The sequence below is a fragment of the Chitinophaga silvatica genome (assembly GCF_003419895.1).
GTDB classification, from domain to species: domain Bacteria; phylum Bacteroidota; class Bacteroidia; order Chitinophagales; family Chitinophagaceae; genus Chitinophaga; species Chitinophaga silvatica.
The window spans coordinates 576790-595820 of record NZ_QPMM01000002.1 but is presented as its reverse complement, the minus strand read 5'-3'; the positions used below and the strand labels follow the sequence as shown (position 1 = coordinate 595820).

12 protein-coding genes are annotated in these 19031 nt (G+C 40.4%); 6 read left to right on the top strand and 6 right to left on the bottom strand.

Annotation, left to right across the window (positions count from 1 at the left end):
• Nucleotides 1-85 precede the first annotated feature (85 nt).
• On the top strand, nucleotides 86-1639 hold the full coding sequence (locus DVR12_RS06770; RefSeq protein ID WP_116974881.1) for a hypothetical protein: 1554 nt from the start codon (nucleotides 86-88) through the stop codon (nucleotides 1637-1639).
• A 2-nt stretch (nucleotides 1640-1641) separates the two neighbouring features.
• Here the strand turns inward: DVR12_RS06770 and DVR12_RS06765 are convergent, their stop codons facing one another.
• Nucleotides 1642-2769, bottom strand: coding sequence for a hypothetical protein (locus DVR12_RS06765; RefSeq protein WP_116974880.1), 1128 nt, complete (start codon nucleotides 2767-2769; stop codon nucleotides 1642-1644).
• A gap of 1 nt (nucleotide 2770) precedes the next feature.
• On the bottom strand, nucleotides 2771-3412 hold the full coding sequence (locus tag DVR12_RS06760; RefSeq protein ID WP_116974879.1) for an ABC transporter ATP-binding protein: 642 nt from the start codon (nucleotides 3410-3412) through the stop codon (nucleotides 2771-2773).
• Nucleotides 3413-3836: 424 nt separating this feature from the next.
• Between DVR12_RS06760 and DVR12_RS06755 the strand changes: the two genes are divergently transcribed.
• Together DVR12_RS06755 and DVR12_RS06750 are read left to right on the top strand one after the other, a co-directional pair.
• Nucleotides 3837-4811 carry a ribonucleoside-diphosphate reductase small subunit gene (locus DVR12_RS06755; protein ID WP_116974878.1) on the top strand — a complete coding sequence of 325 codons (975 nt, stop codon included), beginning with the start codon at nucleotides 3837-3839 and terminating at the stop codon, nucleotides 4809-4811.
• A gap of 38 nt (nucleotides 4812-4849) precedes the next feature.
• On the top strand, nucleotides 4850-7225 hold the full coding sequence (locus DVR12_RS06750) for a ribonucleoside-diphosphate reductase subunit alpha (protein WP_116974877.1): 2376 nt from the start codon (nucleotides 4850-4852) through the stop codon (nucleotides 7223-7225).
• A 231-nt stretch (nucleotides 7226-7456) separates the two neighbouring features.
• Here the strand turns inward: DVR12_RS06750 and DVR12_RS06745 are convergent, their stop codons facing one another.
• Nucleotides 7457-8065: a TrmH family RNA methyltransferase gene (locus tag DVR12_RS06745; protein WP_116974876.1), complete on the bottom strand. Its 609-nt coding sequence runs from the start codon at nucleotides 8063-8065 to the stop codon at nucleotides 7457-7459.
• Between the two features lie 66 nt (nucleotides 8066-8131).
• Between DVR12_RS06745 and DVR12_RS06740 the strand changes: the two genes are divergently transcribed.
• The 3 genes from DVR12_RS06740 to DVR12_RS06730 all read left to right on the top strand — a co-directional run bounded on the left by DVR12_RS06740 (nucleotide 8132) and on the right by DVR12_RS06730 (nucleotide 12920).
• Nucleotides 8132-10819, top strand: coding sequence for an AsmA-like C-terminal region-containing protein (locus DVR12_RS06740; RefSeq protein ID WP_116974875.1), 2688 nt, complete (start codon nucleotides 8132-8134; stop codon nucleotides 10817-10819).
• A gap of 79 nt (nucleotides 10820-10898) precedes the next feature.
• Nucleotides 10899-11288, top strand: a complete 390-nt coding sequence (locus DVR12_RS06735) for an SdpI family protein (RefSeq protein WP_116974873.1) — start codon at nucleotides 10899-10901, stop codon at nucleotides 11286-11288.
• 189 nt (nucleotides 11289-11477) lie between these two features.
• Nucleotides 11478-12920 carry a LamG domain-containing protein gene (locus tag DVR12_RS06730; protein WP_116974872.1) on the top strand — a complete coding sequence of 481 codons (1443 nt, stop codon included), beginning with the start codon at nucleotides 11478-11480 and terminating at the stop codon, nucleotides 12918-12920.
• Nucleotides 12921-13215: 295 nt separating this feature from the next.
• On the opposite strand, the gene DVR12_RS06725 is transcribed toward DVR12_RS06730, so the two are convergent.
• Genes DVR12_RS06725 through DVR12_RS06715 form a run of 3 tightly spaced genes read right to left on the bottom strand, consistent with a single transcriptional unit; the run spans nucleotide 13216 to nucleotide 18905 of the window.
• Nucleotides 13216-16398, bottom strand: a complete 3183-nt coding sequence (locus DVR12_RS06725) for an efflux RND transporter permease subunit (protein ID WP_116974870.1) — start codon at nucleotides 16396-16398, stop codon at nucleotides 13216-13218.
• 29 nt (nucleotides 16399-16427) lie between these two features.
• Complete coding sequence (locus tag DVR12_RS06720) at nucleotides 16428-17552, bottom strand: efflux RND transporter periplasmic adaptor subunit (RefSeq protein WP_116975131.1); 1125 nt, start codon at nucleotides 17550-17552, stop codon at nucleotides 16428-16430.
• 18 nt (nucleotides 17553-17570) lie between these two features.
• Nucleotides 17571-18905 (bottom strand): TolC family protein, encoded by a 1335-nt coding sequence (locus DVR12_RS06715; protein WP_116974868.1) that lies wholly within the window; start codon nucleotides 18903-18905, stop codon nucleotides 17571-17573.
• Nucleotides 18906-19031: the final 126 nt, after the last annotated feature.

Sequence of the window (19031 nt, the reverse complement as noted above, 5' to 3'; positions counted from 1 at the left end):
TAAATTTGCTTTAATTACAACCTTTAAAAGCCCGCGATATTCACCAACTAATTGTCTATCAATTGCTTATAAGATTTAATAAACGATGCCCAACAGTCAAAGTGATGCGTTATTCGTATTAATAAAAACATTAACTAAAGCGGAAAAGAGGAATTTTCAGCTTGCGTTTAATAAAAATAATACTAAGGAAGATGTACTGTTTATTCAGCTCTTCAACACGCTCGACAAAATGAAAGAGTATGATGAAGAGTTGATTCTCAAGAAGATAACTGATATTAAGAAGCAGCAACTGTCAAATGTTAAAGCACATCTCTACAAACATCTGTTATCCAGTTTACGTCAACTTTATAAGCAAAAGGATCCTGTAATAGAATTACGGGAGCAGATGGACCATGCCCGGGTGTTATATAATAAAGGATTATACAACCAAAGCCTGAAGCTTCTGGCCAAAGCCAAATCCATGGCTATGGAGCAGGAAGAAGTAATGCTGGCCTGGGAAATCGTTGAATTTGAGAAATTGATTGAGGCCCGTCATATTACCCGAAGCCTGGAAAACAGAGCAGAAGTATTGAGCTGTGAATCGCGGCAGATCGAACAACAACTTACAAATATCAGCCGCCTGTCGACCCTTTCATTAAGGATGTACGGACTTTACCTGAAATTGGGTCATGCACGCAATCAACGCGACGCTGAGATGGTTAAATCTTTTTTCGAAAGTCAGCTCCCTCCTTTAAAACATGGAGATATGAGTTTCTATGAAAAGATCTATATCTATCAGGCATCAAGCTGGTATTATTATATTCTGCAGGATTTCCTGATGTATTACCGGTATACCCAGAAGTGGGTGGATCTGTTCAAATCCTATCCATCTCTGCAACGTACGGATGTTGATCTCTATATTAAAGCTCAGCATAACTTACTTACAGCCCATTTCTATACTTCTAACTTCGAAAAATTCAAATCAGCACTTAGTGATCTGGAAACCTATATACACGATAACCAGGATAACTTCCATGAAAACACAAGAACATCTGCGTTTGTATATCTGTATACCGCTAAAATAAACAGGTATTTCCTTGAAGGTACGTTCACTCAGGGGCTAAACATGGTGCCGGAACTCGAAACAGAAATCAGTAAACATACCCTCAAAATTGATCAGCACAGAGTATTGGTATTCTACTACAAGATCGCTTGTTTGTATTTCGGAAGTGGTGATAACAGCAAGGCAATTGTTTATCTGAATAAAATCATCAACCTCCGCATTGGTAATCTAAGAGCCGATATACAATGCTTTGCACGCATACTTCATTTGATTGCACATTATGAGCTGGAAAATTATAGTCTGGTAGAATACCTGATCAAATCAGTATATCATTTTATTTCAAAAAATAAAGACTTAGGATTGATGATGGAAGAGATTATGAAATTCCTTCGTCGATATATCTATGCAGATCCAAAAGCATTACGGAATGCCTTTATAGAACTGAAAGACCGATTGGTGGAAATATCTGAAGATCCGTACGAAAGACGTTCGTTCCTATATCTGGATATTATTTCCTGGCTGGAAAGCAAAATCGCCGGAATACCTGTACAGGAAGTTATTCATCGAAAATTCATTAACCATGAAAAACGTATATAGAATCATTCTGTTGATTCTATATACGCTTCATATTTCCTGTACTTAGCGAAAAATATTATAGCTGCAATCAGCTGCATTAACAGAATTGCTATCCATTCATAATGTGCCAGTATCATAAATAATACTATAAAAGAAATGGATAAGGTATATCTGATATGAATCTCAGTATTCATCTTAGGGAAGTATAGGAAACTACGAAATATCACCAGCAAAGAAAGGCCTATGGCAATAGTAGTTACAATACCCAATATTGAAGTATCTGCATAGGCATTACATATTATCATTAAAATTTCAGGCAGAAACAATAATAGGTAAACCCCTACCATTCTGCTATAGTGGCGCCATACCGGGATAGGCAGATTTTCCATGAAACTTAAGTAGGTATCGTCGAAAGCCCTGTGATGAATCATCAGTTGCATATGCAATAACGCACATACAATTACTCCTATCTGTAATCCGCGTAAATCGAAGCTTTCATTTCTGTGCAGCAAAAGGAATGTAAGCCATAATATCGCTGTTGATGCCAATTTGGTAGAAATAATGCGCAATGGGAAATTAATCAGCAATTCATATATAAAGAACAGGACCGGAGGTTTGGTAAAATGCTTATTAAGCCATCTTTGAATATGGCCAATAAAAAAGATAGTGTCGGGGTTCCACAATTTCTTTTCGTATAACAGCAAGGGCCACACGCAATTAATGATATTTACTGCGCCTATAATAACAGCCGGCATCCATTTATGAGAAGAAATGGCTATAAATATGGCAATCCCGGCATAGATCAGTACGGGCAGGTATATATTAAATTGTATAAATAACCAATGCCGTCTTCTTTCCCCGGTTGGGATACTTCCCATAGTTGTATAAAGGAAATCATAGCCCGGCGACTGCAAAGTTTTCATGACAAAAGCTGTACATTTCAATGCATAGGCCGTCCAGATGCCAACCATAATCAATAGAAAGCTGGTACTGTTTAAAAAGCCGCGAATTAACGAAAGATGATAATTCAGCAGATTGGCTCCGTTGACGGTACCAAACAACAGATAAAACAATACTAAAAAGAAACCAAGGTTTTCGACATAGAAACGTTGAGTGAAAATCTTACTTAATATTTGCCTGGTGGTTCGCATATCAATTACGGGTAATAGTTTTATCGGCAACGATTAATTTACCGGTTAAAGTGATTTTCTGCTCATCGAATGGCTGGTGGGAGGTAATAATAAAGGATACTCCTTCATTGTTTTTTTCCCGGATGAGGTTGTATAAAGTATCAACTGCCGCGGTATCGATGGTAATTAAAGGTTCATCGAGCAGGATCAGTGCCGGGTTACCGGTAAAGGCGAGCAAGAGTGATAGTTTTTTTAACATCCCGCTGGAATAGCTGCTAACCGGGTTATCTATATACCCCTGGATGCCGAGGATATCTACTATATCGGTTATCCAATCTTTATCCCCACCTTTAGTATTGATATATAGGCTAAGCAAATCCCTGCCGGTGAGGAAAGAGGGAAAAAGGGGTTCAGCTTCCGCATAGTTGATTAAACGTCGTAATGTGACCGGATCCTTTTTGCTGCTGACCTGTTGCTGCAATAATATTTCACCCGAAAAGGGAATCAGGCCGGCTATTACCTTCATGCAGGTAGTTTTACCCGCGCCATTTTGTCCCTGTAGCCAGTGTATTCCTGCTGGTATTTCCAGGGAAGGAACATCCAGAATGGGGATACCTTGGTAATTTTTCTTAACATCTCTGAGAGTAATAACCGAATCGGACATAAAAAGTGCTTGAAAAATGTAAATATGAAAAATTAGCACATATATATGCAAATTTTTTTTGGACGATTTTTATGTTGATGTTCATGCATTTAGCTAAAGTTTGAATTATTGTCATAAAAGCCTCTTTTTTATTCACTCGTTTTTCACATTGAAAACTAACCTTATATACTTTTGTGAACATTTCCTGTAATGCTTACTGGTACTATGTTATAATACTGTTCACATTCTTTTTCCACACCTGTTGAAAACTATCTCTTTCATCCCTTAACTGGATGCTTACATTTGTAATCCTGAGCGTATGGTTTTAGAAAACAGGGATGATGAAATTTGTTATGTGCTGTAAGAAAGATGAGGAGATTTCAGATGACTGACCCCAAAAAGAAAAACCAAAAAACTTCGACAGTACCCATATAAATTTTAAACGATGAGTAACGAGAATGAAATTCTTTTAAAAGAGAACAAGGACCGCTTTGTGTTATTGCCGATCAAATACCCGAAAATCTGGGAGCAATACAAAAAACATGAAGCAAGTTTCTGGACCGCGGAGGAGATAGACCTGAGCGCTGATTTGAAAGACTGGGCAGGGTTAAACGATGGTGAACGCCATTTCATCTCTCACGTATTAGCATTTTTTGCAGCAAGTGATGGTATAGTAAATGAAAACCTGGCTGTTAACTTCATGAGTGAAGTACAAATTCCTGAAGCCCGTTGCTTTTATGGTTTCCAGATTATGATGGAGAATATCCATTCTGAAACATATGCCCTACTGATCGATACTTATGTAAAAGATGCAGTAGAAAAAGATCGCTTATTCCATGCTATTGATACCGTTCCGGCAGTAAAGAAGAAAGCAGAATGGGCATTACGCTGGATTGAAAATGGCTCCTTTGCTGAGCGCCTCGTTGCTTTTGCTGCCGTAGAAGGAATCTTCTTCAGTGGTAGCTTCTGCTCTATTTTCTGGTTAAAGAAAAGAGGATTAATGCCCGGATTAACCTTCTCCAATGAGTTGATCAGCCGTGACGAAGGATTGCACTGCGAATTTGCTTGCTTGCTGTATAGCATGCTGGAAAATAAGCTTTCGGAAGAACAGGTACATACCATCATCCGTGATGCAGTTACCTACGAAAAAGAATTCATCACCGAAGCATTACCAGTAGCTTTGATTGGTATGAATGCCGATCTGATGGCACAATACATCGAGTTTGTGGCCGACAGATGGTTATCCGAATTAGGTTACAGTAAAATATATAATGCGTCAAATCCTTTTGATTTCATGGAAATGATTTCACTACAGGGTAAGACGAATTTCTTTGAAAAACGTGTGGGCGATTATCAGAAGTCAGGCGTTATGGGCGGTACCAAAGAAGCACAGACCTTCAGCCTGGAAGAAGATTTCTAATTTAAACAGACATTACTAACCTCTTAAATCACAAACCCATGTTCGTAATTAAAAGAGATGGAAGGAAAGAAGCAGTGAAATTCGATAAAATCACTGCACGTATCGAGAAGCTTTGCTATGGCTTCAATACCGAATATGTAGACGCAATTGATGTAGCAAAAAAAGTAATCCAGGGATTATACGACGGTGTTACTACCAGCGAACTGGATAACCTGGCCGCTGAAACAGCTGCCTCCCTGACCACCAAACATCCCGACTATGCCCTGCTTGCATCCCGCATCGCAGTAAGCAATCTGCATAAAAATACTATCAAGTCGTTTTCTAAAACGATGAAGAAACTGTATGACTATATAGATCCTAAAACCGGTAAACCGGCAGCTTTGCTGTCTGACGAAATTTACGAGATCATTAAAAAGAATGCAGATATCCTCGATTCCAGCATTATCTATGATCGCGATTTCGCTTACGATTACTTCGGCTTCAAAACATTAGAGCGCTCCTACCTCCTGAAAACAGATGGTAAGGTTCAGGAACGCCCTCAACATATGCTGATGCGCGTTGCAGTAGGTATCCATAAAGACGATATCGAATCTGCAATTAAAACATATAACCTGATGAGTGAACGTTGGTTTACACATGCTACTCCAACTCTCTTCAATGCAGGTACTCCCAAACCTCAGATGTCATCCTGCTTCCTGCTCACCATGCAGGACGATAGCATCGAAGGTATCTACGATACATTGAAACAAACTGCCAAGATCTCCCAAAGCGCCGGTGGTATAGGATTAAGCATCCATAATATCCGCGCTACAGGTTCATATATCAGCGGCACCAATGGTACTTCCAATGGTATCATCCCAATGCTGCGCGTATTTAACGATACTGCCAGATATGTAGATCAGGGCGGTGGTAAAAGAAAAGGTGCCTTTGCAATTTATCTGGAACCATGGCATGCCGATATCTACGAATTCCTGGATCTGCGTAAGAACCACGGTAAAGAAGAGCTCAGAGCCCGCGACCTGTTCTATGCACTCTGGATGCCAGATTTATTCATGCAACGTGTAGAAGAAAATGGCACCTGGTCATTATTCTGTCCGCACGAAGCACCAGGACTACACGAATGCTGGGGTGAAGAATTCGAAAAACTTTACAATCAATACGAACAGGAAGGACGTGCACGCAAAACCGTGAAAGCACAAGATCTCTGGTTCGCAATTCTCGATGCACAAATCGAAACCGGTAATCCTTACCTGCTGTATAAAGATGCGGCTAACCGTAAATCCAATCAGCAAAACCTGGGAACTATCAAGAGCTCCAACCTCTGCACCGAAATCATCGAATATACCGATGCTAATGAAGTAGCAGTATGTAACCTGGCTTCCCTGGCTTTACCACGCTTCGTGATCGACGGACAATTTGATCATCAGAAATTATATGAAGTTACCTACCAGGCAACACTCAATCTGAATAAGATCATCGATTATAACTACTATCCGGTTGAAGAGGCAAAACGCAGTAACCTGCGCCACCGCCCTGTAGGATTGGGAGTACAAGGACTGGCCGATGCATTTATTTTAATGCGTTATCCTTTCGAAAGTGAGGAAGCCAAACAACTAAACAAGGATATTTTTGAAACTATTTATTTCGCATCCTTGTGTGCATCCAATGATCTGGCGAAAACAGAAGGTGCCTACGAAACCTTCCCTGGTTCTCCGGCATCAAAAGGTATTCTGCAGTTCGATATGTGGGGCGTTACTCCAACTACCCGCTGGAATTGGGATAAACTTAAAAAATCTATCATTAAGGATGGTATCCGTAACTCACTGCTGTTGGCTCCAATGCCTACCGCATCTACTTCTCAGATACTTGGCAACAATGAGTGCTTCGAACCATATACTTCCAACATCTATACACGCCGTGTATTGAGTGGTGAATTTATCGTGGTAAACAAACACCTGCTGAAAGATCTTGTAGAATTAGGCTTGTGGGATAATGATATGAAAAACAAAATCATTGCCCATAACGGTTCTATCCAAAATATCGCTGAAATCCCGGCGAATATTAAAGAGCTGTATAAAACAGTATGGGAAATCAAACAACGTAGCCTGATTGATATGGCCGCCGACAGAGGTGCCTATATCTGCCAGTCTCAATCTCTCAACCTGTTCGTAGATACTCCTAGCACTGGTAAACTTACTTCAATGCACTTCTATGCATGGAAGAAAGGACTCAAAACTGGTATGTATTACCTGCGTACACAGGCCGCTGCCCAAGCTGTACAATTCACTGTTGAAAAACAAGGTGGACAACAAATCCAGCCGGTTGTTGCTCCAAGTGGTGAAAGTGTAGAGGAAGAAATTGTAATGGGCGCTGTATGTACTATGGAAGAAGGTTGTGTTACTTGTAGCGCATAAGGGTTTATGTAAGTATAAATGTTGGTCCCTGGCCTTTTCGGCCAGGGATTTTTTTATGCAGATGCTTAACCCGAAAAGTATAATACATTGATTCGGAATCCAAATCAATATAATTTTAGAAGGAAAATAAAACGCAAAAAAATACCATCGGACTCGATGGTATTTAAAATATATCAGGTAGCTATTAGCCTAAAAATCAGTAGTATTTTTACTACATAGAAGAAAATAAGATCACAACAACTCCTCATCCAATTCCTCTCCCCTGAATCCCCATTCTTCCAACAGGGAATTATACTGCTCGACAGGTAAACCTGGTTGAGCATAGTGCCCTGCCAGCGTTTTTTGGCGCATCGCCTCATAAATACTTACAGCACAGGCTACAGAAATATTTAAAGAGCGAATTATCCCCATTTGCGGAATGATAAAATTACCATCTGCCAATGATCTTACCTTTTCACTAACTCCATTGCGCTCATTTCCAAAAATTAGCGCCACTGAATCTGTAAAGTCAATATCATACAAACTCACTGAATCTGAAGCCAAATGAGTGGTATAAATCTTCCTGTAATTTTTTCTCACATCAGCAATACAGGCCTCCGGATCGCTATACTGGTGAATAGTAAGCCAGCTTTCCGCACTACTACTGCTTCTATGGCCCCACTTCTTCCGGCGGGGTTCGAGCGTAGTAATAATATACAAATCCTGAATCCCAACTGCATCGCAAGTACGCATTACTGCTGCCACATTATGCGGGTCCTCCACATCTTCCAAAACTACTGTTAAATTTTTCTGTCGCTTTTGCAATACCGACAGCAATCTATCTCTTCTTTCTGGTGTCATAATATCGGTGTTGGTGCAAAAATAATTCTTTCCCTTATCTTCACGTTAAAATACAATAGTAAACCTATGCTCAAAAAGATCCTTAAAATTGTGGGCATCACCATTGGAGTGCTAATAATAGCCGCTATCTCCATCCCTTATCTCTTTAAAGATAAGATTATAGCCAAAGTTAAAAGTGTAATAAACGAAGAACTTACTGCCAAAGTAGACTTCACCGATGTTGATATCAGTTTGTTCAGACACTTTCCTAAACTGGCTGTAGGACTTGATAACTTACAGATTATCGGTACCGGCAACTTCGCGAATGATACACTCGCTGCTGTAAAACAAATTGATGTTGCTGTAAACCTTATGAGCGTGATTAAAGGAGATAAGATGGAAATTTACCATATTACTGTCTCTCAACCACGTATACACGCAATTATTGATAAAGACGGACAGGCCAACTGGAATATCACCAAACCAGACACCACTGCCGCTAAGGTAGATACCAGCCAAAGCAAATTTGCTTTAAGCCTTCAGCAATATAAAATTGAAGATGCATGGATTAAGTATGAAGACCGTCAGGGTAATATGGAATTAACAGTTGATGGCCTTACCCATGAAGGACAAGGCGATTTTACTCAGGACCAGTTTTTATTACAAACCCATACCACTGCAAACGGCATTAGCTTCAGATATGGACTTATTCCTTATCTGGCAAACGTAAAAACAGCCCTGGACGCTGGCATTCAGATAGATAATAAAACCAGTACCTATACCTTCAAAGATGGTAAAGCAAGCCTGAATAATCTACAACTTGCGTTGCAAGGGTTCTTCAAACTGGTAAACGACTCCACTTATGGTATGGATCTGAGCTTTAAAGCTCCTTCTACCAACTTTAAGGATTTGTTATCATTGGTTCCTGCTATTTATAAAACCGACTTCGATAAGATTAAAACAGGGGGAAGCGCCAACTTTGATGGATATGTAAAAGGAAATTACAGTCCGGTACAATTACCAGCCTTTGGTATTAACCTTGGTGTAAAAGATGGTTTCTTCCAATATCCTGATCTTCCAAAACCAGTAAAAAATATCCAGATCGCTTTACAGGTAACCAACCCTGATGGCGTGCCTGATCATACTGTTGTAAATATGCCTACAGGGCACCTGGAAATGGACAATACACCACTTGACCTGCGCCTACTGGTTAAAACTCCTATTTCAGATATGTATGTTGATGCTGCTGCCAAAGGAAAACTGGACCTCTCAAAAATTACTGAATTCGTAAAATTAGAGGCAGGCACCAATCTAAGCGGCTTACTGGATGCCGACATCAATGCAAAAGGAAATATGAGTGCAATTGAGAAAAAACAATATGATAAATTCTATGCTGCTGGTACATTGCAACTTAGCAATATGCTTTATAAAAGCAAAGATTATCCGGATGGTGTAAAACTCAACAATCTCTCCCTCCAGTTCAATCCTAAGAATGTTACAGTAAAAGACCTTAGTGGTCAGTATCTGGGAACAAACTTCCAGGCAAATGGTGAGGTTAATAACCTGCTTGCCTATACATTTAAAAATGAACCTCTGGAAGGTAAACTGCAATTCAAAGCAGATGAAATCAATTTAGACAAATGGATGGGAACAAGCAGTACTACTACAACTGCAACTCCAGATACCGCTGCAATGACGGTATTTGTAGTTCCTGCCAATCTGAATTTAGGGCTGCAGGCACTTGTAAATAAAATTCACTACGATAAGGCTGATCTGACCAATGTTTCCGGTAATCTGGCTGTAAAAGATGAATCTGTAGCAATTCAGCAACTGAAAGCCAATGCCTTACAAGGTACTATGGAAATTAATGGTAGCTACAGCACTAAAAACAGCAAAACCAATCCTGATATCAATCTTGCCTACAACGTTCAGGATCTGGATGTTCAGCAAACCTTCAATACTTTCAATACAGTTCAGAAGTTAATGCCTATTGGAAAATTCCTGTCGGGTAAAATTACTTCCCAATTAACTGTACATGGAAAGTTAGGAAAAGATATGTCGCCCGACCTCAGTACTCTGAGCGGTGACGGTAGCTTATTACTGATCCAGGGATTTTTGAAACAGTTTGCACCGGTAGATCAACTTGCCAGTACCTTAAATGTATCGCAGCTTAAAGATTTCTCATTAAGAGACATTAAAAACTATTTCTCTTTTGAAAATGGGCGTGTAACTGTGAATCCGTTTAAAGTAACTGTTAATGGAATACAGATGAATATTGCAGGTTCACATGGTTTTGATCAATCATTGGATTATACTTTGCAACTGGCACTTCCACGTAGCCTGATGGGTTCTGCCGGAAATACACTTGTAAATAATCTGGCGTCACAGGCGCAAAGCAAAGGAATACCAATTAATATAGGCGATAGCGTTCATTTACAGGTATTAATGGGTGGAAATATTCTGAAACCAAATTTGAAAACAGATTTGCGCGAATCTGCCAATAATCTGAAAGATCAGGCTGCAACACTGGTAAAAAATAAAATTGATACCGTTAAAGCAACCGTAAAGGATAGTCTGAATCAAATAAAGAATACAGCCGTAAATTCACTGAAAGATGAACTTAAAAATCAGCTGAGCGGTAAGAAAGATTCCGGACAGACTGCTACTAACGGTAAGCCGCTGGAGAATATAGGAAAACAGGCGGGAGAAAGTGTTAAAGGCACTTTAAACAACTTGTTCAAGAAGAAAACAACCGACACAACCAAGCAGCAATAAACTGAAATATACGAGGGAAGGTGGCCATCAACCTTCCCTCTTTCATTTTTTTTCAGTAACTTAAAGAAAACCCCGTTATATGTGGTGGCGTATACTCCATAGTACCTTCTTTAACGCAGGTATTTTATTCGGATTATTGTTTGTGCTCATGGGCTTTTTAATACATCGTTTCCCTCCCAAAAGCACCCGTTCCTGGTATGGATACCGAAGCTTCTTATCTACACGCAATTTGGATATGTGGCATGCTGCGAATGAATATGCAGCATATACTTCCTTAAGAATTGGTGCCATCTTAATACTTATTGGAGTAATATGTGCACTCGTTTATGAGCGCCAAACCGATTGGTTCTTTTATATTACCGTTGGGGCGGTTGTTTGCGGAACCATGTATATTGTTGGAAATACTGAATGGCAATTAACACAGCATTTTGATAAAGATGGAAATAGGGTTAAGTCTGATGTATTGTGAGGCTTTGTTTCATAAAGTTATCATATATAAAAAATTGTTTTTATTCTATATAAAATCTATTAGTTTTGTATCTGTGGATGTTTGTATCCTTATAAATCTAACCTATAAAGTAATCTTGTTTAGTATTTAAGATTTAGTTATCCCTTTAAACCAAAAGTCATACATCTCATTAAAATATAATTATTAGCTATGCTTTTACCAAAAACTCTAGGAAAATTATCCCTTATCAGTGCGATAATATTGTCAATGTTTGCCTGTGAAAGAACCGAACCAATTAGTATAAACAAACCCATTGATGAGCCTTCCAATTTATTGACGGACAGCCTAATTGCTTATTGGCCGCTTGATAGTAGTGCTCTGGCAACTGATGCTACCGGAAAAGGCCATAATGGTACATCTTTTAATACCACCTTAACTACTGACAGATTTGGCAGAACCAAAGGTGCCTATTATTTCAATGGTACAAACAGCTATATTTCTGTAGAAGATCAGGCAGATATTAGATTAACCAACACCAGTTATACACTGAGTGCATGGGTAAAATTGGAAAACTACAATACATCTTCAGGTTCTGATATTTTAGCAAAACGCAACGATCTGCCTGTAGGCATTGGTTTGTCGATCAATGGACAGATTTCCTCTCCCACTGGTGCTGTGTTTATGGGCGCAGGTGGTGGATCTGTTAATGCTCATGGTACAAAAGTAGTGACCTTGAATAGTTGGCACATGGTTTCTTGTACCTATAACTATACAACCCAGCAAGTGAGGATTTATGTTGATGGAATACTTGATACAGTTTCTGATGGTGTTCCTCCGGCAAATGCTCCAACAAGCAAATTATTCATTGGTAGAGATGATCCTGCAATGCCAACAAACGGATATTTCTGGCAAGGCGCATTGGATGATATCCGAATTTATAAGAAAGCTCTGACTGCTACTGAAATTCTGGCCCTGTATCAACAAACTGCAGCTCCAATCCCGGGCTTAATTGCACACTGGCCACTGGATAGCAGTGCACTGGCAAATGACATTACCGGAAATGGGCATACTGGAACTTCTTATAATACTTCCTTAACAGCCGACAGATTTGGCAGAACCAAAGGCGCTTATTATTTCAATGGTACAAACAGCTATATTTCTGTAGAAGATCAGGCAGATATTAGATTAACCAATACTAGTTATACTCTTAGTGCCTGGGTAAAGATGGAAAACTACAATGCATCTTCAGGTTCAGATATTTTAGCAAAACGCAACGATCTCCCTGTTGGTATTGGCTTATCGATTAATGGACAGATTTCTGCTCCTACCGGTGCTGTGTTTATGGGTGCTGGCGGTGGATCTGTTAATGCTCATGGTACAAAAGTAGTGGCCTTGAATAGTTGGCACATGGTTTCTTGTACCTATAACTATGCCTCCCAGCAAGTGACTATTTATGTTGATGGAGTACTTGATACAGTATCCAATGGTGTTCCTCCTGCAAATGCTCCAACAACCAAATTATTCATTGGTAGAGATGATCCTGCAATGCCAACAAATGGATATTTCTGGCAAGGAACATTAGACGATATTCGCATCTATAACAGAGCTTTAACTGCAACTGAAATTCAACAACTGTATAGTGCTTTAAATTAATGATGAAATGCTTTTATTCATATTTAATCATTCTTTAGATGACTGAATATGTAATGTGGTATTTTTAATAGAAATATTGATTATTATGAGCCGATTAACTTGTTTAATCGGCTCATTTATTTCGTGTATATGAGATGATTAAGTAATTATGATTAGCAACTTAAGGAATAGTCATTTTTAATTTAATCCAATGCACGGATAAAGCATAAAAACAAGTTGTTTATACAATAAAAACAAAGAAGGCGTTGCCTTGTGCAACGCCTCTCTGTGTACAATATAAACCCTAAAAATGTAGTTATAATTTGCCCTGAATATCATGCTCCGGTACTGCTCCATATGTTTCCTTCATCTTCCTTAACTTCTCTTTACCATAAGCCAGGCGTGTAATTACTACATACAAGACCGGTACGATAAATATTGCCAGGAAAGTTGCTGTAAACATACCGCCTAATACAGTCCATCCCATTGTCTTACGAGCTTCAGCACCCGCACCCGATGAGAATACCAGTGGCAGAATACCTAACAGGAAGGCCAAAGAGGTCATGATAATCGGACGTAAACGCAACTTCGCCGCCTCAACCGCTGCTGTTACCAGGTCCATACCTCTATCTACCCTTTCTTTAGCAAATTCCACAATCAGGATAGCGTTTTTGGCCGATAGACCGATCAAGGTAATCAAACCGATTTGTGCATATACGTTGTTGCTCAATTTCGGCAGGAAAGTTAATACAGTGATTGCACCAAATGCTCCGATAGGAACCGCCAGCAATACAGAGAACGGAACCGACCAGCTCTCATATAATGCAGCCAGGAAGAGGAATACGAAGATAATAGACAAGGTGAAGATATATACAGTCTTGGAACCTGATAAAATCTCTTCACGGCTTAAGCCCGAGAACTCATATCCATATCCTGCAGGTAAAGTTTGTGCAGCTACTTCTTTCAACGCAGTGATAGCATCTCCACTACTAAACCCTGGCGCCGGGTTACCATTTACCTCAGCCGAACGGAACAAGTTATAGTGAGAAATTACCGGTGCACTTTCAATTACCTTATAGGATGTAAGTGCACTAAGTGGCACCATTGTGCCTGCTGCATTACGTACAAAAAGCTGGCTCAGATTTTTGATATCACCCCGATAGGTAGAATCGGCCTGTGTAACCACACGGAAGTTTCGGCCATAGATCGTGAAGTCATTGATATAGGCACTACCCATATATGTTTGCAGGGCAGACGCGATATCAGAAATTTTAACTCCCATCTTCTTTGCCTTCTCTCTGTCGATATCCAACTGATACCCTGGCGTACGCGCTGTAAAGAAGGAGAATGCCTGGGCAATTTCCTTTCTGTTCCGCACTGCCGCAAGGAATTGTTGTAATACCTTTTCAAACTCCTTGATATCCCCGGCTCCTCTTTGCTGTAATACAAAGGAGAAACCAGCAGTTTGCCCTAAACCAGGAATAGCCGGAGGAGGAATTACTACCACATTAGCTTCTTTATATTTGCTGAACTTCTTCTTCACAGCTTCAACCATTCCAAATATCTGCAACGAATCGGCCTTTCTTTCGGACCATGGTTTCAGCGAACAGAAGATAGTGCCACTATTGGCCTTGGTAGCAAAGTTTACAGCATTTAATCCACCTAATGCAGCATAGTGATTGATTCCGGGTAGTGCATCCAGGTCTTTCATCATTTCCTTCATCACAGCAACAGTACGTTCTGTGGAGGATGATTCAGGCAAATCAAATGTGATGATCAGTCGGCCTTCATCTTCTGTTGGAATAAATCCTGTTGGTTTAGCCTTAAATAACATCAAAGTACCTACGCAAATGCAAAGCAGTAAGATGATGGCATAGCGGCCGTATTTAATGGTTTTCTTTACTCCCATAGAATAGCGGGAAGTAGTATGGCCAAACCATCTGTTGAATTTAAAGAAGAATTTATTCAAACCTTTTGAATCCTTATCCAGGTGCATTGGTTTTAGCAACAGGATACACAATGCAGGCGTAAGTGACAATGCCACAAAAGCCGAAATCATTACGGAGATTGCAATAGTGATAGCAAACTGTTGATAAAGTCGACCTACGATTCCCGGGATAAATCCTACCGGTACGAATACCGCCGCCAGAATCAATGCAATGGCGATAACCGGCCCTGAAATCTCTTTCATTGCCTGTGCTGTTGCATCCCGCGGTGTCATCTTTTCGTGGTCGATATTATGCTGCACTGCTTCCACCACCACAATGGCATCATCCACCACAATACCAATAGCCAGTACGAAACCGAATAGGGTAAGTGTATTGATGGTAAAGCCAAGTGGTATAAAGAATATAAACGTTGCAATAATCGACACTGGAATAGCCAATACCGGGATTAAGGTTGCTCTCCAGCTTTGCAGGAAGAGGAATACCACAATTACTACCAGTATCAGAGCTTCTACCAGGGTATGTACCACTTCTTCGATAGAAACTTTTACCACGGAAACTGATTCAAATGGTACGTTGTAATCCACATCAATCGGGAATTGCTTTTTCAATTCTTCCATCGCTGCAGTTACGTTAGCGGCAGTTTCAATTGCGTTACTACCAGGTGCCTGGTAAACGAGCAAATAGGAAGCACGCTTTCCGTCTACGAAGTTATTACCTGCATAATTGAATTTACCTAGTTGTATGCGGGCAACATCTTTCAAATAAACTAAAGCACCATCATTAGGGCGGGTTTTCACTACTATATTCCCGAATTCTTCAGGAGTAGATAAACGGCCTTTAGTGAAAATGTTGTATTCAAAAGTCTGACCGGTTTGTTGTGGAGGTGCACCAACGGAACCTGCGGTGATCTGAGCATTTTGCTCAGCGAGTGCCGCGCGGATATCATCAGCTGTTACTCCCATTTCAGCCAGCTTATCAGGTTTTAGCCAGATACGCATACTGAAGTCATCAGCTCTTGTAAAGATATCACCTACCCCTTTTGCTCTCAGCAATGCATCTTTAACATAAACGTTGGTATAGTTGTCGAGGAAGGTAATATCGTGTGTTCCTTTCGGTGAATAAATGGCCACCAACATCAGGATACTAGGGTTACGTTTTCTAACGGTCAACCCTAAACGCTGTACTTCCTGAGGCAGGGTAGGCTGAGCAATTCCCACGCGGTTCTGCACATCCAATGCAGCTATATTAATATCGGTGCCTACTTCAAAGTTCACCGTCATGCTCATTTGGCCACTACTGGTGTTATTGGTACTGATGTAGGTCATACCCGGAGTACCATTCACCTGCACTTCTACCGGAGTAGCTACAGTTTGTTCTACTGTTTGCGCATCAGCACCGGTATATGTACCGGTTACCTGCACAGTTGGGGGCGAGATTTCTGGATACTGACCAATGGCCAGGTTCATCATCGCCAATAATCCCACCAATACCAGCACAATAGAAATTACTATTGCTGTTACGGGTCGCTTTATAAAAGTATCTGCAATCATGATTCGGTGCTGTTGATTCTACTGATAAACTATTTCTTCATTGCTCCTGGAGCAGCTGGCATTCCTATTACAATTTTACCGCTATCGCGCAAACGCTGGAACCCTTCTGTGATCACTTTATCACCTTGTTGAATGCCTTCCATGATCACAATTCTGTCGCCCAGTTTAGGCCCCAGGTGTACTTTCTGTTGAGTAGCGATTGAGTCTTTCGCCACAAAAACGAAGTATTCGCCCATCTGCTCTGAAACGGCTTTATATGGTATGATCAGACGTTCGCCGGATTGATCATTTAACACTCTTAAAACGGCACTCATTCCATCTTTTAACTGATCGTTCGGGTTATTGAATTCTATACGCACTTTAATAGTAGCCGTCTGGTTATCCACACCTCTGTCTATTGCCAGTATTTTACCGTTGTGTGCATAGTTAGAACCGTTGGATAATTGCAGCCGGAATGTTGAGTCAACTGTATTCCCCTGTAAGGCTGCGTATCGGGATATTTCATTTTCATTGATTACGAAATCCACACCGATGGGGTTTTCACTGCTGATAGTATTTAACAGGGTAGTACCCGGACTAACCTGGGCACCTAATTTCACCTGTGAAATACCAATACGGCCAGTGAATGGAGCCTTGATCAGTGAGTAATCGAGATCAGTACGTACGGCAGCCAGATTGGCTTCTGCAGCAGCAAGTTGGCTACGGGAAGTTTCCAGCGTAGCTTTTGCATTGTCGAGAATCTGGCGGGCAACTGCATCCTGTTCTGCCAGTCGCTGATATCTGTCGTCGTCTTTCTTCGCTCTTTCATAACTTGCTTTAGCACTGGCAACATTAGCCTGAGCCTGCAGGTATGCAGCTTCGTATTTACGGCGATCTATCTCATATAATACTTTTCCTTTTGGTACGATCTCCCCTTCTTTAAAGAAGATTCCGGTAATAAATCCTGAAACCTGAGAACGTAATTCCACCTGGTTTAATGCTACTACAGTTGCCGGATATTTATCATAGTAAACGGCTGTTGACACTACAGCATCTGTAACATTTACCGGTGTTGGAGGCATTACCGGAGGTAATTTCTGGGAAGGACCTTTACAGGCAGCAAATCCCAGCATACTTGTAGCACTGATTAAGACAATATTGTTCAATTTTTTCATATCCGTTCCGGTTACCATTTAATAATTAGTTGTTAATGTTCCTAATGCTTTCTGCAGATCTATCCTACTGGATAATACCTGAAACATGGAATTGTAGAAATTAAGCTGAGCGGTGCGTAGCTCTGTTTCAGATACCAAAACATCCAGATAGGTTTTAATACCTTCCTTGTATTGCAATTGCAGTGTATTGTATACCTCTTTAGCCATCTCCACATTGTCTTTCAATGTCAGATAGTCGTTATAGTTACTTTTATAAGCTGCCATTGCCTGCACGTATTGGGAATTGATCTGGCTTCTCAATGCTGCAAAATCCCACTGGCTTCTTTGCAACTGTAGTTCAGCCATTTTGATATTATGCACTCTTTTACCTCCCTGGAAGATGGGAATGGATAGTTTCACACCCAGAAAGGAGTTGGGATAATTAGCATTATATAGCTTACTAAGCTGTTCATTTTGATATACAAATGAATAGTTCATGAAAGCTGATACAGTAGGAAGAAAGCTCCATTTGTTATATCGAAGATTCGCTTCCAACAGGCTCTGCTGTGTTTCCAGTAATTGATATTCTATCCGGCCTTTATAGTCGGCAACGAGCAATGTATCGGCACCAGAAACTTCTGCATTGGTTTGGTTAGTACTCTGAACAAGCGGAATATCAGGAGCATTATCCGGATACCCCATTAATTGTTTCAGGAATGCTTGTTTGGCAGTGAGTAATTCACGGGCAGATTTCTGCTGGGCTTTTGCATTATTCAATGAAATAGCAGCGCGTTTAGCATCAGTTTTGTCTACAACTCCGCTGGCATATTGATTTTTAGCATCCTGCAAACTTCTTTCCAGGCGTACGATATCTTCACCCAAAACTTTAATTTGTTCGGTAGTAAGCAGCACATCATAGTAAGCTTTACTAACATCCGCCACCAGGTCGATTTGATTTCTGGTAGTATTCTGATGACTTTGTTTTCGTACTTCCTTTGCAGTTTTGGAAGCCAGTAATAAATCTCTGGTAAAGAGATTTTGATTTAGGGAGAATTGACCGTTAGACGTATTGGAAACTCCAACTTTGTTGGGAGTTCCAGAGAAAATACTGGTAGGCAGTTCCAGGTAATGCTGAATATTAGCATCCAGGTTAATCTGCGGGTACCAATCGGCCAATTTACTTTTCACATTATGATCGGTGATCGATTCATCGATCAGTGATTGTCGGAGGATCGGCTGATGAGCAATGGCATAGCGGAGGCAATCCTCAAGCGTGGCATTTACTAGCAGAGAGTCCGAAGATTGCTGTGCAAAAAGGTGTGGGGAAATAGATAACCCACATAACACAACTAACAAATAAAATGCTCTTTTCATAAAAGGCTTTTGACATTCAATACTTCATAATTCCAATCGAAGAAAAATAATGGGATACCAATGAAGAAGCTGGCTTATTCAAGTAGCATAGCATTAATTTTTCTTTTTGTAGGCCTACGGGCCCAG

Excerpts from the sequence above, each read along its gene's own strand:
- DVR12_RS06770 (WP_116974881.1), top strand. The coding sequence starts at position 86 with ATGCCCAACAGTCAAAGTGATGCGTTATTCGTATTAATAAAAACATTA.
- DVR12_RS06765 (WP_116974880.1), bottom strand. The coding sequence starts at position 2,769 with ATGCGAACCACCAGGCAAATATTAAGTAAGATTTTCACTCAACGTTTC.
- DVR12_RS06760 (WP_116974879.1), bottom strand. The coding sequence starts at position 3,412 with ATGTCCGATTCGGTTATTACTCTCAGAGATGTTAAGAAAAATTACCAA.
- DVR12_RS06755 (WP_116974878.1), top strand. The coding sequence starts at position 3,837 with ATGAGTAACGAGAATGAAATTCTTTTAAAAGAGAACAAGGACCGCTTT.
- DVR12_RS06750 (WP_116974877.1), top strand. The coding sequence starts at position 4,850 with ATGTTCGTAATTAAAAGAGATGGAAGGAAAGAAGCAGTGAAATTCGAT.
- DVR12_RS06745 (WP_116974876.1), bottom strand. The coding sequence starts at position 8,065 with ATGACACCAGAAAGAAGAGATAGATTGCTGTCGGTATTGCAAAAGCGA.
- DVR12_RS06740 (WP_116974875.1), top strand. The coding sequence starts at position 8,132 with ATGCTCAAAAAGATCCTTAAAATTGTGGGCATCACCATTGGAGTGCTA.
- DVR12_RS06735 (WP_116974873.1), top strand. The coding sequence starts at position 10,899 with ATGTGGTGGCGTATACTCCATAGTACCTTCTTTAACGCAGGTATTTTA.
- DVR12_RS06730 (WP_116974872.1), top strand. The coding sequence starts at position 11,478 with ATGCTTTTACCAAAAACTCTAGGAAAATTATCCCTTATCAGTGCGATA.
- DVR12_RS06725 (WP_116974870.1), bottom strand. The coding sequence starts at position 16,398 with ATGATTGCAGATACTTTTATAAAGCGACCCGTAACAGCAATAGTAATT.
- DVR12_RS06720 (WP_116975131.1), bottom strand. The coding sequence starts at position 17,552 with ATGAAAAAATTGAACAATATTGTCTTAATCAGTGCTACAAGTATGCTG.
- DVR12_RS06715 (WP_116974868.1), bottom strand. The coding sequence starts at position 18,905 with ATGAAAAGAGCATTTTATTTGTTAGTTGTGTTATGTGGGTTATCTATT.